Origin of the sequence: Streptomyces sp. WMMB 322 (genome assembly GCF_900090145.1) — a bacterium.
Lineage (GTDB): Bacteria > Actinomycetota > Actinomycetes > Streptomycetales > Streptomycetaceae > Streptomyces.
Window position 1 is genome coordinate 621334 of record NZ_FMHI01000001.1, and the last position, 14202, is coordinate 635535.

Here is a 14202-nt window from a genome sequence, read left to right on the forward strand (position 1 = left end):
GCGGGCCCGATTGGCGCCCCGGGCGCACCGCGGGCCAGTCTGACCCCATGAGCATCGCGTTCCTCTTCCCCGGCCGGGGTTCGCAGCGTCCCGGCATGCTGCACCGGCTGCCCGACACCGAGGCGTCCGCGACCGTACTGGCCGAGGCGGACTGGGCGTTGAGGAAGCTCGCCTCCCGCACCGGCGGTGCCGGCGGCGCCGGTTCCGGCCCCGGCCCCGGTCCCGGCCGTGAGTACGCGGACGGCATCGTCGAGCTGGACTCCCGGGAGGCGCTGGAGCGTTCACCGGTCGCCTGCCATCTGGCGCTGCTGATCGCCGGAGTCGCCGGGGCGCGTGCGCTGACGGAGGACGAGGAGGTGCGTCCCGTCTGCGTCGCCGGACACGGCATCGGCGGTTACGCGGCGGCGGTGCTCGCGGACGTGCTCACCTTCGAGGAGGCCCTGCGGGCCGTCCGGCTGCGCGGCGAGCTGCTGCACGCCGCCGAGAGCACGAACGAGCCGGGGGGCGACGTCGCGATCCGGCTCGCGCAGCATCTGGCGACGGTCAAACGGCGACCGCAGTCGGTCGCCTACGTCGGCGGAGTGCAGGGCCGTTCCCTGCTCGGCGACACGAACGCCGTCTTCGACGACCTGGCCTGGTCGGTCGCGCGGCCCGTGCGCTGGGGGGACGTGACGTCGGCACTGGCGGCGAAGAACGTCGCCTGCTGCGTCGAGTTGCCGCCGGGCCGGGTGCTCACTGCACAGTTGGCGGCCGAACTGCCGGGCATGCGGGCGGTGTCGGTGGAGGAGCACGGCATCGCGGCGGCAGCGGAGCTGGCACGGTCGGCCGCCGGCGGGGCGCCGCCCGTCCCACCTCCCGGACAGGGCGGCGGACCGGACGGGCCGGACGGACCGGACGGTTGGCGTGGGCCCGCCGGCGGGCATCCGGGCATGCCCGCCGGGCCTGCCGCGCCCGGCGGACCGCATCCCGGCCGGAGCGGCTCGGCGTAGGACCTGTCCGTCGGAGCGGCTCGGCGTAGGACCTGTCCGTCGGAGCGGCTCGGCGTAGGACCTGTCCGTCGGAGCGGCTCGGCTCAGCCGGTCACAGCGGCTTGGCGTAGCAGCGGCTCGCGGGCTCGAAGCGGTAGAGGCCGAACTTCTCCGTGAGCCCGTAGCCCGAGGACGAGTACAGGCCGATCGCCTCGGGCTGTTCCGTTCCTGTCTCCAGCACCATGCGGGTGCGCCCCGCGGCACGCGCGTCGTCCTCCAGGGCGGCCAGGACCAGACGGGCGAGGCCGCGCCCGCGGGCCTCGGGCACCACGTACATCCTCTTGATCTCGGCGTCGCCGTCCGCGTATCCCTCGTCGTTGCGGTTCTGCGTGCGCCATCCACCGGTCGCGACGGGGCGTCCGTCGTCCTCGTACGCGATCAGATAGAGGCCCTTCGGGGGCTCGAACATGGCGGGGTCGAGCGGCGTGATGTCGCCGCCGTCGCCGTAGCGCTCCGCGTACTCCAGCTGCACGGCGTCGTTGAGCTTCATCGCGTCGGGGTGGTCGTAGGGCACACGGTCGAGGCGCATGCACGCATCGTAAGGTGACCGGAATGCCGAAGGTGACGACGATCAACGTGAACGGGCTGCGGGCCGCGGCCCGGAAGGGCTACCGCGAGTGGCTGGCGGCCACCGACGCGGACGTGGTGTGCCTCCAGGAGGTGCGGGCCGAGCCGCACCAGCTGCCGGACGACGTGCGTGCGCCCGAGGGCTGGCACACGGTGTACGCGCCCGCCGCAGCCAAGGGACGGGCGGGGGTGGCGGTGCTCACGCGGCGTGAACCGGACCAGGTGCGGATCGGTTTCGGCGCCGAGGAGTTCGAGGACTCCGGCCGTTACGCGGAGGTGGACCTGCCCGGCATGACGGTGGCCAGCCTCTACCTCCCGTCGGGCGACGTCGGCACCGAACGGCAGGCGCAGAAGGAACGCTTCATGTCCGCCTTCCTTCCGTACCTGCGCGACCTGCGTGAACGCGCCGCGGCGGACGGGCGTGAGGTGCTGGTGTGCGGCGACTGGAACATCGCGCACCAGGAGGCGGACCTGAAGAACTGGCGCGGCAACCGCCGCAACTCCGGCTTCCTGCCGGAGGAACGGGAGTGGCTCTCGCGGGTCTTCGACCCCTCGGACGGCGGTTACGAGGACGTCGTACGGGCGCTGCACCCGGACGTCCCGGGCCCGTACTCCTGGTGGTCCTACCGGGGGCGGGCCTTCGACAACGACTCGGGGTGGCGCATCGACTACGTGGTCGCGACGCCGGGACTTGCGGGCCGCGCCATCAAGGCGGTCGTGGAGCGGGCCGCCAGTCATGAGGAGCGCTGGAGCGATCACGCCCCGGTGAGCGTGGACTTCGTCGCCTGATCGCCCAGGGCGTCCTGACGCCCGGCGGTCCTGACGCCCCGCTGCCTCGCCGGGCCTGCCGCTGCCCCGCGGGCTATGAACCGGCGGCGTCCGGTGCGTCGTCCTGCTTGCGGCCCGCCGTGAGGACGTGGCCGCTGACGCCGAGCAGCGACGGCACGGATTCGGTCCGGCGCATCGCATGCAGGACCAGCTCGCGCCGGCCCGGATCGTCCAGCCAGGAGGCGAGGCCCCCCATCAGCCAGGCGGCGCCCTCCAAGCCGTACTGGCCGGTGGGTGTCAGGCCGGCCGCCGTGAACTCGGCGGGGACTTCCTCGGGTTGGTGGAAATAGGCGGTGGTGAACATGGACTTCTCCCCCTCCGCGGCGCGCAACCGTCCGTCGTGGGCGGCGGCTTCGATCTGCGGGCGCAGACCGGGGTCGAAGTAAGCGCCCTTGTTGAGGGTGTCGTGGATCCCGGCGAAGCGGTTGATCGTCGCGGCGACCACCAGTCCGCCGGGGATCAGGACGCGATGCGCCTCGGCGAGGGCCGCGACACGCTCGCGACGGGCGGTCAGATGGTAGAGCGGGCCGAGGAGCAGGACGACTTCCGCCGTCCCTTCCGGCACGTCGAGCGAGCGCGCGTCACCGACGTGCGCCCGGACCCGCGGTATGCCTGCCGCCTGCTCGACGTGTGAGGGGACCGGATCGACAAGGTCGACGCGGTAGCCGTCGGCAGCGAGCCATTCGGCGTGGATCCCGCTGCCTCCGCCCACGTCCAGGATCCGGGCCGGGGCCGGCGGGAGGAGTCTGCGCAGTACGTCCTGGGTGCGCCAGAATTCCAGGCGCCCGTCGCCCTCCCGCAGGCGGTTGTACTCCCCGCCCCTTTCGTAATACGCGGTGATCTCCGCGGCGAGCACCGGGGCGTCGGGGTGCGAGGTCCGGTCGGCGTGAGTCATGGCCGGACCCTGTCCGAGGGCAGGAGAACCGGCAACCGGTTTCCTCCGCGCGGAGTCAGCCGGCAGCAGTGCCCTCGTCCGAGGGCTTGCCCGTGGCGCCGTCGGCCCGCGCCTCGATCCCCCGGGCCATCCACTGATCGATCTCCGCCCGCACGCGGCGGTCCAGTGCCAGTCCGAGTTCCGCCTCGACGACCTGCTTCGCGAGCGGACGCAGCTGAGTCAGCAACTCGTTGAGGCACTCGGCGTCGAGGCCGTCGGGGGCCGCGGCCTGTTCCTTCGGCAGCAGGTGGGTGCGGAAGAGTTCCGTGAAGACCTCCGCGACCGCCTCCGCGTGCGTCCGCAACTCCCGGCCCGCGGCAAGCACCGCGGCGAGCGGGATGCCCTTCTTCACCAGCTCCGAGGAGGCGTCCAGCAGACGGCGGCTGACGTGGACGAACTCGTCGCCGTCGACGGCGATGTAGCCGATGTCGAGGGAGGCGGCGAGGTTCTCGACGGTGACCTCGCCCTGGTAATGGTCGGCCAGCTCCTCGGGCGTGAGCCGGATCGGCGTCTCCTCCGCGAAGAGGGCCGTGATCATTGAGGATTCGAGCCCGAGCAGCTCGGCGGTGCCGTGCGAGTCGCGTCCGCTCTCGAAGGCCCCGAGCAGATCGGCGATGCCGCCCAGGGTGTGGCCGCGGGCGAGAAGTCCGGAGATGGTGCGCAGCCGGGCCAGGTGGTGCTCGTCGTACCAGGCGATGCGGCCGTCGCGGCGGGGCGGCGGCAGCAGCTTGCGCTCGCGGTAGAAGCGCAGGGTGCGGGTGGTGATGCCGGCGAGCTCGGCCAGCTCCGCCGCACGGAACTCCCGCGCACCGGCCGCCGTCCCGGCACCGGTGCCCTCGTCCGCCGCCCCGGTCCCGGCGTTCGCGTCCGTCGTCCCGGCACCGGCACGGGCGCCCGCGTCCACCGTGGCGTCGCCGGGCGGCACTTGTGCGGCCACGCCGTGCGCATGTCTCCGGTCCCCGGCGCCGTTCTGGTTGGGCACGGCGTGACCGGCGCCGCCCGGGACGGCCCGGTCCGTGTCGGGCGCTCGCTCGCTGTCGTCGGTCATCGTGGCAGCTTAACCAGCGGGATCGTCGGTATGTACCGGTCCGGCCCGGGACTGCGTCCGCGGCCTGCGTCGGCCGGCGCTCGGTGCAACCTGCGGTAACTTCCCTTGCACGACCCCTACCCATCGGTATCCGTCTGGCTTACGCTCCAACCGTGCCAGTGATTACTGGCATGTTGATGGCGGCGAATCAGTCGGACCCCCGGGAGGCGGCGGCATGGCGGCCGAGCGCGAACACGAGCACGTAAGGGTGGCGGTGATCGGATCCGGATTCGGCGGCCTGGGGGCCGCCGTACGGCTGCGCCGCGCCGGAGTCACCGACTTCGTCGTCCTCGAACGCCGGGAGGCGGTCGGAGGCACCTGGCACGACAACACCTATCCGGGATGCGCGTGCGACGTGCCCTCCCACCTGTACTCCTTCTCCTTCGCGCCCCACCCGGAGTGGCCGCGGACCTTCTCGGGCCAGGAGCACATCCGCGCGTACCTGGAGAACGTGGCCGACACCTTCGGGCTGCGGCAGCACATCCGGTTCAACTCCGAGGTCGAGCTGATGAGCTGGGATCCGGAGGAGCTCCACTGGAGCATCACCACCGGGCAGGGAACCCGGCTGACCGCCGACTTCGTGGTCAGCGCGACGGGCCCGCTCTCCGAGGCCAGGATCCCGGACATCCCCGGCCTGGAGAGCTTCGGGGGCAAGGTCTTCCACACCTCGCAGTGGGACCACGACTACGACCTGCGCGGCAAGCGCGTCGCCGTCATCGGCACGGGCGCCTCCGCGATCCAGGTCGTGCCCGCGATCCAGCCCGAGGTCGAACGGCTCACCCTCTTCCAGCGCACCCCGGCGTGGGTGATGCCCAGGGCGGACCGGGAGATCACCGCCCTGGAGCGCAAGCTGCACGCCAAGGTGCCGGCCACGCACTTCCTGCGGCGGCAGATCCTGTGGGGGATACGCGAGTTGCAGGTCTCGGCCTTCGCCAAGCACCCGAGGATGCTCGGCCTCATCGAGGGGCTCGCCACCCGTCACATGAAGCGCGCGATCAAGGACCCGGAGATGCGGCGCAAGCTCACGCCGGAGTACCGCATCGGGTGCAAGCGCATCCTCCTGTCCAACAGCTACTATCCGGCGCTCGCCCGGCCCAACACCGAACTGGTCGCCTCCGGTCTGAAGGAGGTGCGCGGCAACACCCTCGTCGCCGCGGACGGCACCGAGGCCGAAGTGGACGCGATCATCTTCGGCACCGGATTCCACGTGACGGACATGCCGATCGCCCACCGCGTCAAGGGCGCCGACGGCACGACGCTCGCCGAGTCCTGGTCGGAGGGCATGGAGGCGCTGCGCGGCTGCTCCGCCAGCGGATTCCCCAACCTGATGACGGTCATCGGGCCCAACACGGGCCTCGGCAACAGCTCGATGATCCTCATCATCGAGTCGCAGCTGAACTACATGGTCGACTACGTGAAGAAGCTGGAGACCCTGGGCGGGGAGTCCGGCAAGGTCGCCTTCGACGCCCGGCCCGAGGCCGTCAATGCGTGGAACAGGCACGTGCAGGACCGCATGCGGCGGAGCGTGTGGAACACCGGCTGCGACAGCTGGTACCTCGACGCCAACGGCCGCAACACGACCGTCTGGCCGGGCACGACCTCCGAGTTCAACAAGGTGACGAGCGAAGTCCGGCTGGAGGAGTACGTGGTGCACCGCCGGCCCTCGCAGAACTCCTCGACCGCCGCTCGCGTCAATGCCGGTGGCGCGACCGTGCCCGGCTCGGCCGGTCGCGGCGCCAAGACCGCGGCCTTTCACGCGGCGGAGGAGGGCTGATGGCGCGCCTGACCTCGGCGCTGGGCAGGACGCCCGGCCCCTACGACCCGCCGCCCGCCGCACGGGAGTTGACGGCCACGTCCGCCGACGGCGCCCGGCTGCACGTCGAGATCCACGGGGAGGAGACGGACCCGGCCGTGGTGCTGATCCACGGCTGGACCTGCTCGACCCGCTTCTGGGGCGCCGTCATACGGGAGTTGACGCAGACCGGTCACCGGGTGATCGCGTACGACCAGCGCGGCCACGGCCGTACGCCGGGCACGGACCCGCACGCCTACAGCCCCGCCACGCTCGCGGACGACCTGTGCGCCGTGCTGGACGCGGCGCTGAAGCCGGGCGAACGGGCCGTGCTGGGCGGTCACTCCATGGGCGCCATGACCCTCATAGCCGCCGCGGGGCGTCCCGTCCTCGAGCAGCGGGCCGCCGCCCTGATGCTGTGCAACACGGGTGCGCACCGGCTCGTCGCGTCCGCGCGGGTCATCCCTCTGCGCTCGGAGCGTGCCCGTGAGCGGGCGCAACGGTTCCTGCTGCACTCCGGGCTGCCGCTCGGTCCCGTGTCGCCGCTGACGAAGAGGGCGATGAAGTACGGGACGATGGGCCCGGACGCGACACCCGAACAGGTCCTCGTGGTGGCCCGCATCGTGCACGCCTGCCGGCCGCGCGAGCGCGGAGCCTGGGGGCGCGTGCTCTCGAAGCTGGACATCGCGGCGAACGCCCGCGAGCTCGGCGTCCCGACGGCCGTGATCAGCGGCGCGGCCGACCGGCTGACACCGCCCGCGCTGGCCCGCGAAATCGCGGACGCGCTCCCGCAGTGCACCGGCCTGCACGAGCTGCCGCGACGCGGGCACATGACGCCGGTCGAGACGCCGTCGATGGTGAGCGGGGTGCTGCGTGAACTCGTACGCGACCACCTCACCGACGCCGCTCCGGAGCGGGCCGGCATCCCTGCGCAGCAGGGGACCGGCAAGCAGGGGGCGGCCGGCGAGACCAAGACCGGGACCAAGGCCAAGTCCGGGGCCGGCAAGTCCGGAACCGGGACCAAGTCCGGGACCAAGCGCAAGTCGCAGCAGCCGGAGTCGAGGACCGAGAAGAAGGAGGAGACGCCGTGAGCCGTCGTCGGAGCCTGGAGGGGCAGGTCGCGGTCGTCACCGGAGCCGCCCGCGGTGTGGGGGAGCTGCTCGCGCGGAAGCTCTCCGCGCGCGGTGCGAAGGTCGCGCTGATCGGCCTGGAGCCCGATGAGTTGAAGCGGGTCAGCGAGTCCCTGCGCACGGACTCCGCGCACTGGCACGGTGACGTCACCGACCATGACGCGATGACCCGGATCGCCGGTGAGGTCAAGGACCGGTTCGGCAAGGTCGACCTGGTGGTCGCCAACGCGGGCGTCGCGAGCGGCGGGCCGTTCGTCGACTCCGATCCGGTCTCGTGGCGCCGCGTCATCGAGGTCAACCTCATCGGCGGCGCCGTGACCGGTCGGGCGTTTCTGCCCCAACTGATCGCCTCGCGCGGCTACTTCCTCCAGATAGCCTCGCTCGCCGCGATCACGCCCGCTCCGATGATGAGTGCGTACTGCTCCTCGAAGTCGGGCGTGGAGGCGTTCGCGCACTGCCTGGGTGCGGAGGTCGGCCACAAGGGGGTACGGGTCGGCGTCGGCTATCTGTCCTGGACGGACACCGACATGGTGCGCGGCGCCGACGAGGACGAGGTCATGCGGGACCTGCGGAAGCGGCTCCCGTGGCCGGCGAACCGCACGTACCCGCTGGGCCCGGCCGTCGACCGCATCGTGGCCGGCATCGAACGCCGGTCCCGCCACGTGTACGGCCAGTGGTGGCTGCGGGGGATGCAGGGCATCCGCGGCTATCTGCCGTCCGTCATCGGGACGGTGGGGCAGCGGGAGATGCGCCGCATCGAACCGCGGCTCGCCGAAGCGGGCACCCGCACCGGGCTCGTGGGCGCGGGCGGCGCGGCGGACGAGGGGGAGCGCGCCGCGAAGCGGTGATCTGCCCGCCGTGAAGTCGTGGCGCACCGACGGGAGTCGGGCGCCATGGAGAGGTGAGACGCCGGATGGCGGGACGGGCCCGCGGAGGTGACGTGCCCGGGGGCGTGATGCTCCCGCGGACGTGACGTGCCCGGGGACATCGCGCGCCGTCACGGAGCGGCGCTCGCCATGGAGACGTGACGCGGGCACGGCGCGGCACGCGGGGAGGGCGCACCGACCCTGCCGGGGGTGCGCCCTCCCCGAACCATTTCGGCAGCCCCGACGGACGGCCACCGGGCCCGCCGTTGCCATCGAGGGCGCTGCTGGGATCGAGGGCGCTGCTGAGGCGCGGTCGGAGCGGGTACGTGCACAGGTGCGGCGCCGAAGGGCCGTCACGGCAGGAGGGCCGGGCCACGCCCGTGCGGCTCCCGTGGACGGAGGCGGCGAACGGTGTGGCGTGGCCGTCGGTGCGACGGCCGAGCGGGTACCCGGGCGGTTTCGCGGGGCGGCAACTCGTGGGCGGTGGCTGTCTGTCGGGGCAGCACGGTGCACGGTTCCCGGGCCGCTCGCCCGGAGCTCACGGGCACATACATCGGGTCGGGCACGAGGTCGGGAGACCTCCGACCTGCGGGTCAGACGCCGCGCAGCAGGGCGGCCAGGCCCGTCTCCACGTCCGTCTCGCCGTGTTCCTGACCCGCGGCGACCACGTCGTACGAGCGCAGGAGGAAGCAGCGCAGATCCGCGCTGTCGAACTCCACGACGGCGACGCCCTCGTGGGAGAGCAGTTCGATCACCGTGCTGGTGCCGCTGCGCGGCCACACGTGCACGTCGCCCTCGCCGGCGGGTTCGTGGAGGCCTGCGTCGAGCAGTTCGCGTCCGAAGGCCCAGGCGACCTCCCCGCCGTCGAGGGAGGCGTCGGCGGGGAAGACGATGCGGACCGCGAGCGGGTCGGTGGTGTCGTATCGGAGTGCGGCTCGCAGGTCCCTGCTGGTGTGCGGATCGGCGATGAGACGGGCCTGCACGGCGTGGTCGAAGACTGCGGACATCCTCTGCTCCTATGTCGTCGGGGCGGCCCCGGCCGTCCCTCCCGTGTAGCCCTATCCCCATGAGAGACGCACGGGATGGGCGGGAGTCACCGGAAAAAGCGGGTGAGGTGTGCCACAGGCTGCCCACAACCGGTCTTCTGTGAACACCCGATGCACCCCCGGGTATTTCGAGCAATGGACCCGCTCTTGCAATCCATTTGCAGGAAGGCCCTATCATCGAACGGATGTGTACTGGCCGCGGGAGCGGGCCGACCTAGAAGCGGAGTGGCGTCATGCATGTGCCGGACGGATTCATCAACGCCCCCGTGTCCGTCGCCGCGGGTGCGGTCGCGGCGGGCGCGGTCGCGGTCTCGCTGCGCGGCGCGCGGCGCGAACTGGGCGCGGTGGCAGGCCGTTCCGCGGGAGACGGGTCAGGAAACCCGGCCGCGGACGCGGCGGCGGCCGGTGACCGCACCGCGCCGCTGGCGGGGCTCGTCGCGGCGTTCATCTTCGCCGTGCAGATGCTCAACTTCCCCGTGGCGGCGGGCACCAGCGGCCATCTGCTGGGCGGAGCGCTGGCGGCGATACTCGTCGGCCCGTACACCGGTGTGCTCTGCGTCTCCGTCGTCCTTCTCATGCAGGGTGTGCTGTTCGCCGACGGCGGTCTGACCGCTCTCGGCGTGAACATCGTGGTCATGGGCGTGGTGACGGTCCTCGTCGCCTACGGGATCTTCCGGGTTCTGGTGCGGCTGCTGCCGCGCGGCCGGGGAGGCGTCACGGTCGCCTCGTTCGCGGCGGCGCTCGTCTCGGTGCCCGCGGCGGCGATCGCCTTCACGGGGATCTACGCCGTCGGAGGCACCGCGGACGTCGCGCTCGGCAGGGTCTTCGCGGCCATGACGGGCGTGCATGTGCTGATCGGCATCGGCGAGGCGGCGATCACCGCCGCCACGGTCGGCGCCGTCGTAGCGGTGCGGCCCGATCTCGTCCACGGGGCACGGGACTTCGCCTCGCGGCCGCTGGAGCTGCGTACGGCTGCGGTGGCGGCTCCGGGCGGCGGCACGGTGCCACCGCGTGCCCGTCCCGCCGCCGGCTCCGCCGCGGACGCTGCGGGCGGCTCCGTTGCAGCCTCCGCCACCGACTCCTCCGCCACCGACTCCCCCAACGGCAGCACGACTTCGCCCGAGCGCGAGCCGGGGGCCGAGGCCGGGCCCGGGTCCGAGTCCGCGTCCGGGCCCGGGTCCGGTTCCGAGGTCGAGCCCGTCACCGCCCACACCGTGCCGGCCCGCCCGGCCCGCACCAACCGCGGCCTGTGGATCGGGGGCCTGGCGGCGACCGTGATCTGCGCGGGAGTCGTCAGCTTCTACGCGTCCGCCAGCCCCGACGGCCTGGAGAAGGTCGCCGCCGACAACGGCATCGACAAGCAGGCCGAGGACCATGCGGTGAAGGACTCCCCGCTCGCCGACTACGGCGTCGGGGGCATCGCCGACCCCCGCCTCTCCGGCGGGCTCGCGGGCGTCATCGGCGCGGGTGCGACCCTCGCCGTTGGCAGCAGCGTCTTCGTCGCCGTGCGCCGCCGCCGTGAGGGACGGCCGGGGCAGCCGGAGGCCGTCGGCGCCGCGACTTCGCAGGGCGGGAGCTCCGGCCGGAGCGGGAACGAGACGGCCTGAGATGGGTGCGGGCCACGCCCACAAGCTCTATCTGCACGGGCGGTCACCCGTGCATGCGCTGCCGCCCCACTGCAAACTCGCCGCGGTCTTCTGCTTCGTGCTGGTGGTCGTGTCGACCCCGCGCGAAGCGATGTGGGCGTTCGCGCTGTACGCGGTGCTGCTCGCCGCGGTGGCCCGCGCAGGGCGCGTGCCCTACGGGCATCTGCTGAAGCGGATGGTCATCGAAGTGCCGTTCGTGGCGTTCGCGGTGCTGATGCCATTCGTCGCGCGGGGTCCGTACGTCGACGTGCTGGGCGTGCAGTTGTCGTCGTCCGGGCTGTGGGGCGCCTGGAACGTCCTCGCCAAGGGCACGCTCGGTGTCGCCGCCTCGGTGCTGCTCGCCTCGACGACGGAGCTGCGTGAACTCCTGCTGGGGCTGCAGCGGTTGAGGCTGCCGCCGCTGCTCGTGCAGATCGCGTCCTTCATGATCCGCTACGGCGACGTCGTCACGGACGAGATGCGCCGGATGCGGATCGCGCGTCTGTCCCGCGGCTTCCGTGCGCGCGGCGTGCGGCAGTGGGGTGTGCTGGCCAAGTCGGCGGGTGCGCTGTTCATCCGCTCCTACGAGCGCGGCGAGCGCGTCCATCTGGCCATGGTCAGCCGTGGTTACACCGGCACGATGCCCGTCATCGACGAGGTGAACGCGACCCGCACGCAGTGGACGGGCGCCGCGGCCCTCCCGCTCGCGGCGCTGGCGGTCTGCCTGATGGGATGGGCGCTGTGACCGGCGACAGCAGGAGCGAGACCACGCACGACATCGATGGCGGAAGCCCCGGACGCCCGGGAAGCCCCGCGCAGAGCACCGGCCCCGCGGAGGGCACCGGCCCCGCGGAGGGCACCGGCCCCGCGGAGGGCACCGGCCCCGCGGAGGGCACCGGCCCCGCGGAGGGCACCGGCCCCGCGGAGGGCACCGGCGACGCCGCGGGCCGTGCGGCGGCGGGTGCGGTGCCGCCGCCTTCCCTGGACGTGGCGGGGGTCGCCTACGCCTACCCCGACGGCCACCAGGCCCTGTTCGGCGTCGACCTCACCGTCCCGCGCGGCGAGCGGGTCGCGCTGCTCGGCCCGAACGGGGCGGGCAAGACGACTCTGGTGCTGCACCTCAACGGCATCCTCACCGCCGGCGCGGGTTCCGTGACGGTCGCGGGGCTGCCCGTGGCGCCGGGGAACCTCGCGGAGATCCGGCGGCGGGTCGGCATCGTCTTCCAGGACCCCGACGACCAGCTGTTCATGCCGACCGTGCGCGAGGATGTCGCTTTCGGTCCGGCCACCGCCGGGCTGCGCGGCGCGGAGCTCGCCTCGCGCGTGCACGACGCACTCGCCCAGGTCGGGATGGAGGCGCACGCCGACCGTCCTCCGCACCACCTCTCCTTCGGGCAGCGCCGCCGTGTCGCGGTGGCCACCGTGCTGGCCATGCAGCCGGAGATCCTGGTTCTGGACGAGCCGTCCTCGAACCTCGACCCGGCCTCGCGCCGCGAACTGGCGGACATCCTCCGGCGGCTGGACGTGACGGTGCTGATGGTCACGCACGACCTGCCGTACGCGCTCCAACTGTGCCCGCGATCGGTGGTGCTGAGCGACGGCGTGATCGTCGCGGACGGCGCGACGCAGGAACTCCTGTGTGACGAGGAGCTGTTGGCCGCGCACCGCCTGGAACTGCCGTTCGGCTTCGACCCCGGCTCGGTGAGAGTCCCGCAGCGATAGCACCATGGACGGTGCACGGACGACGGCTCGAGTGGGACGGACAGTGGCGTGAAGGCTCAAGACGCTGAGAACGCGGTGGACGTCCACGGCACCGTGGCGGAGGGCTACGAGCCCCTGAGGGAGGCGTTCGCGGCCAACTTCGCCGACCGCGGCGAGACCGGAGCGGCCCTGACCGTGCACCGGGACGGACAAGTCGTCGCCGACCTGTGGGGAGGGCGCAAGAACGCCCGGCCCGGACAGGACGACGATGCCCTGTGGCAGGAGGAGACCGCCGCCGTCATCCGCTCCGCCTCGAAGGGCCCGGCCGCCGCGGTGCTCCACATGCTCCACCAGCGGGGCCAGTTGGACCTGGACGCGCCTGTCGCCACGTACTGGCCGGAGTTCAAGTCGAACGGCAAGGAACGTCTGCTGGTGCGGCACGTGCTCGCCCACCGTGCCGGTCTGCCCACTCTCGACTCCCCGCTCACGCCCGGGCAGGCCGTCGACGGCGTGAGCGGCCCGTCCGCGCTCGCCGCGCAGGCCACGCTGTGGGAGCCGGGCACCGACCACGGCTACCACCCGCACACCTACGGCTGGCTCATCGGCGAGCTCGTGCAGCGGGCGACGGGACGCACCCTGGGACGCTGGTTCGCGGAGGAGGTCGCGAACCCGCTCGGGCTGCGCATGTGGTTCGGACTTCCCGCGACCGAGGAAGTCCCGGACGGAGGCGTGGACTTGGCGCTCCTGGCCGAGGTGCCCACCCCGGAACAGCGAGCCGCCACGGGACTTCGCACACGTCCGAAGGCGTCGGTGACCCGGGCCTACGGCGACCCGGCCTCGCTGACGAGGCGGGCGTTCGACGCGGTCGCCCCGCGCCCCGACGAAAGCGATCCGGCGTGGCTCGCGGCCGGGCTCCCCGGCTCCGGCAGCGTCGCCACGGCCCGATCCCTCTCGCGCTTCTACGCGGCGCTGATCGGCCCGGTCGAGGCGCGGTCCGTGCCCGGTGCGCACGGGGCGGCGGGCCGGGCCGTGGGCGGCCGGCCCTACGGGCGGGGCACCGGCGTCGCGGGCGGCCGGCTGTTCACGCCGGCGACCCTGACGCAGGCGCGCTCCCAGGAGTCGAGCGGGCCGGACCGTGTGCTGGTGGTCAACTCCCGTTTCGGGCTGGGGTTCATGCTCCACGGGCCGGGGGCGCCGATGCTCGCGCAGGGCTCGTTCGGCCACCCGGGCCGCGGCGGTTCCCTGGCCTTCGCCGATCCCGAGTCCGGCACCGCCTTCGCGTACGTGACCGCCGCCATGCAACGCTCGGTCACCTCGGACCCGCGTGCCCACGCCCTCGTGGCAGCGCTGCGCGCCTGCCTCTGACGGACCCTGAGGGACGGTGAGTGGCGTCGTGAGGGGGCCTGAGGGCATTTCAGGGGCGCGTGCGTGGCCCCTCACACGCAGCCCTGAACGACGACCGCCGGACGTCCGCCCCGGCGTCCGGCGGCCATACGCTCCGGCGCCCGCCCCGGCGTCCGCCGAACGCCACGCGTCCGGCGGCCGGTTGAAAGCCGCGCGCGGTCGGGCCGCTTCACCCGGACCGGGCCGGACCGCGC

Annotated in this window: 13 protein-coding genes; 9 read left to right on the forward strand and 4 right to left on the reverse strand. The window is 73.0% G+C overall.

Annotated features, from left to right (window positions below):
• The first annotated feature begins 47 nt into the window (after positions 1–47).
• Positions 48–989 (forward strand): ACP S-malonyltransferase, encoded by a 942-nt coding sequence (locus tag H180DRAFT_RS02605; protein WP_074466567.1) that lies wholly within the window; start codon positions 48–50, stop codon positions 987–989.
• 91 nt (positions 990–1080) lie between these two features.
• On the opposite strand, the gene H180DRAFT_RS02610 is transcribed toward H180DRAFT_RS02605, so the two are convergent.
• Entirely contained in the window at positions 1081–1557 is a 477-nt protein-coding gene (locus H180DRAFT_RS02610) for a GNAT family N-acetyltransferase (protein ID WP_055484265.1), read from the reverse strand.
• Between the two features lie 23 nt (positions 1558–1580).
• Here H180DRAFT_RS02610 and xth point away from each other — a divergent pair, with 23 nt between their 5' ends.
• Complete coding sequence (xth, locus tag H180DRAFT_RS02615; RefSeq protein WP_055484266.1) at positions 1581–2384, forward strand: exodeoxyribonuclease III; 804 nt, start codon at positions 1581–1583, stop codon at positions 2382–2384.
• A gap of 73 nt (positions 2385–2457) precedes the next feature.
• Here xth and H180DRAFT_RS02620 read toward each other — a convergent pair whose 3' ends face one another.
• Positions 2458–3318 (reverse strand): class I SAM-dependent methyltransferase, encoded by an 861-nt coding sequence (locus tag H180DRAFT_RS02620; RefSeq protein WP_055484267.1) that lies wholly within the window; start codon positions 3316–3318, stop codon positions 2458–2460.
• A 55-nt stretch (positions 3319–3373) separates the two neighbouring features.
• Positions 3374–4141, reverse strand: coding sequence for a MerR family transcriptional regulator (locus H180DRAFT_RS02625; protein ID WP_055484491.1), 768 nt, complete (start codon positions 4139–4141; stop codon positions 3374–3376).
• A 478-nt stretch (positions 4142–4619) separates the two neighbouring features.
• Between H180DRAFT_RS02625 and H180DRAFT_RS02630 the strand changes: the two genes are divergently transcribed.
• The 3 genes from H180DRAFT_RS02630 to H180DRAFT_RS02640 are packed head-to-tail and all read left to right on the forward strand — an operon-like array spanning position 4620 to position 8214.
• Complete coding sequence (locus tag H180DRAFT_RS02630) at positions 4620–6218, forward strand: flavin-containing monooxygenase (RefSeq protein ID WP_079099775.1); 1599 nt, start codon at positions 4620–4622, stop codon at positions 6216–6218.
• On the forward strand, positions 6218–7327 hold the full coding sequence (locus H180DRAFT_RS02635; RefSeq protein ID WP_074466568.1) for an alpha/beta fold hydrolase: 1110 nt from the start codon (positions 6218–6220) through the stop codon (positions 7325–7327). The genes H180DRAFT_RS02630 and H180DRAFT_RS02635 overlap by 1 nt, the downstream gene beginning before the upstream one ends.
• Positions 7324–8214, forward strand: a complete 891-nt coding sequence (locus H180DRAFT_RS02640) for an SDR family oxidoreductase (protein ID WP_055484268.1) — start codon at positions 7324–7326, stop codon at positions 8212–8214. The genes H180DRAFT_RS02635 and H180DRAFT_RS02640 overlap by 4 nt, the downstream gene beginning before the upstream one ends.
• A 611-nt stretch (positions 8215–8825) precedes the next feature.
• Here the strand turns inward: H180DRAFT_RS02640 and H180DRAFT_RS02645 are convergent.
• Positions 8826–9239, reverse strand: coding sequence for an SsgA family sporulation/cell division regulator (locus tag H180DRAFT_RS02645; protein ID WP_055484269.1), 414 nt, complete (start codon positions 9237–9239; stop codon positions 8826–8828).
• Positions 9240–9511: 272 nt separating this feature from the next.
• On the opposite strand from H180DRAFT_RS02645, the gene H180DRAFT_RS02650 reads away from it, so the two are divergent.
• From H180DRAFT_RS02650 to H180DRAFT_RS02665, 4 genes are all read left to right on the forward strand, one after another.
• On the forward strand, positions 9512–10885 hold the full coding sequence (locus H180DRAFT_RS02650; RefSeq protein WP_055484270.1) for an energy-coupling factor ABC transporter permease: 1374 nt from the start codon (positions 9512–9514) through the stop codon (positions 10883–10885).
• A gap of 1 nt (position 10886) precedes the next feature.
• Positions 10887–11648 (forward strand): cobalt ECF transporter T component CbiQ, encoded by a 762-nt coding sequence (gene cbiQ, locus H180DRAFT_RS02655; protein ID WP_055484271.1) that lies wholly within the window; start codon positions 10887–10889, stop codon positions 11646–11648.
• A 221-nt stretch (positions 11649–11869) separates the two neighbouring features.
• Positions 11870–12625 carry an energy-coupling factor ABC transporter ATP-binding protein gene (locus H180DRAFT_RS02660; RefSeq protein ID WP_055484492.1) on the forward strand — a complete coding sequence of 252 codons (756 nt, stop codon included), beginning with the start codon at positions 11870–11872 and terminating at the stop codon, positions 12623–12625.
• Positions 12626–12673: 48 nt separating this feature from the next.
• Entirely contained in the window at positions 12674–13969 is a 1296-nt protein-coding gene (locus H180DRAFT_RS02665) for a serine hydrolase domain-containing protein (RefSeq protein WP_254665829.1), read from the forward strand.
• The last annotated feature ends 233 nt before the right edge of the window (positions 13970–14202 follow it).

Bases quoted from the DNA above. Each gene is read 5' to 3' on its own strand.
- H180DRAFT_RS02635 (WP_074466568.1), top strand. From the start codon at position 6,218: ATGGCGCGCCTGACCTCGGCGCTGGGCAGGACGCCCGGCCCCTACGAC.
- H180DRAFT_RS02610 (WP_055484265.1), bottom strand. From the start codon at position 1,557: ATGCGCCTCGACCGTGTGCCCTACGACCACCCCGACGCGATGAAGCTC.
- H180DRAFT_RS02630 (WP_079099775.1), top strand. From the start codon at position 4,620: ATGGCGGCCGAGCGCGAACACGAGCACGTAAGGGTGGCGGTGATCGGA.
- H180DRAFT_RS02650 (WP_055484270.1), top strand. From the start codon at position 9,512: ATGCATGTGCCGGACGGATTCATCAACGCCCCCGTGTCCGTCGCCGCG.
- cbiQ (WP_055484271.1), top strand. From the start codon at position 10,887: ATGGGTGCGGGCCACGCCCACAAGCTCTATCTGCACGGGCGGTCACCC.
- H180DRAFT_RS02645 (WP_055484269.1), bottom strand. From the start codon at position 9,239: ATGTCCGCAGTCTTCGACCACGCCGTGCAGGCCCGTCTCATCGCCGAT.
- H180DRAFT_RS02620 (WP_055484267.1), bottom strand. From the start codon at position 3,318: ATGACTCACGCCGACCGGACCTCGCACCCCGACGCCCCGGTGCTCGCC.
- H180DRAFT_RS02605 (WP_074466567.1), top strand. From the start codon at position 48: ATGAGCATCGCGTTCCTCTTCCCCGGCCGGGGTTCGCAGCGTCCCGGC.
- xth (WP_055484266.1), top strand. From the start codon at position 1,581: ATGCCGAAGGTGACGACGATCAACGTGAACGGGCTGCGGGCCGCGGCC.